The organism is Collinsella aerofaciens (genome assembly GCF_015546965.1).
Classification (GTDB): Bacteria; Actinomycetota; Coriobacteriia; order Coriobacteriales; family Coriobacteriaceae; genus Collinsella; species Collinsella aerofaciens_X.
Genome location: NZ_JADMUF010000027.1, coordinates 1 through 1,004, shown reverse-complemented (window position 1 = coordinate 1,004; position 1,004 = coordinate 1). Strand labels below are relative to the sequence as shown.

Here is a 1,004-nt window from a genome sequence, read left to right as displayed (position 1 = left end):
ACCCGGTCGCCATGGCGCCGGACGAATTAAAACAGTACAGGGAGCCGTTGCACTCGTGTAGGCCCGTCACCATGGCATGCGTCGAGGGGTCGAGCCAGTACCACGTACCGTTTAGGTTGAGCCAGCCGGAGGCCAGCGCGCCTGAGCCCGTCGCGTAGTACCAGGCACCGCCGTCGAGCACCCATCCGGTCGTCATCGCGCCGGAGGCGTTGAACCAGTACGCTGAGCCATTGCACTCATGGAGCCCGATGGCCATGGTGTACGTCGAGGGGTCGAGCCAATACCAGGCCCCACTGGTATAGAGCCAGCCAGAATGCAGCGAGACCGGATTAACTGAATCCACATAGGACCAATTACCGTCAAACGAATTCCAACCCTGATTCCATTTAACGGATTCTTGAGCAGACCCATCATCGATTGAATCGGAAGGAGTAAGAGTCGAGGAGACGGATTGTTGATCAGAAACAGCGGGGATGGATGAGCTTATGGAGTCTGCATTCGCGATATCAACCGCACCGGGCCCAGTGAGCAGTAGAGTCAAAAGAATAATTAGGGTTAATGTAATTCGCTTTTTCCTTGCCATGCGTAGCCCCCAGTAGTAAGCAATTCATTCATAAACATAGTCTACAAATGGATAACTAAGAGCAATATGTAATTTAGAAAAAAGCAATTAAAGAAGAGCTGTTAGCCAAGCCATACACCATTGTTAGCAAAAGAGTATTGTGCCCCGTCGATCTGCTGAACACCAGTAGCCATAGCGTGCGTCGAGGGATCGAGCCAGTACCAGGCGCCGCCGACGTATGCCCAGCCGGAGGCCAGTGCGCCTGAGCCCGTCGCGTAGTACCAGGCACCGCCGTCGAGCACCCATCCGGTCGCCATCGCGCCGGAGGTGTTGAACCAGTACACGGAGCCGTTGCATGTGTGAAGGCCCGTCGCCATGGCGTGCGTCGAGGGGTCGAGCCAGTACCACGTACCGTTTAGGTTGAGCCAGCCGGAGGCCAGCG

The 1,004-nt window shown here is 55.9% G+C and carries 2 pseudogenes; both read right to left on the bottom strand.

The annotated features are described in order from the left end of the window. Positions 1–343 (bottom strand): annotated as a pseudogene (locus tag I1M21_RS09985) (choline-binding protein A); the annotation flags it as partial. Positions 344–684: 341 nt separating this feature from the next. After that, a pseudogene (locus I1M21_RS09705) lies at positions 685–1,004 on the bottom strand (hypothetical protein); the annotation flags it as partial.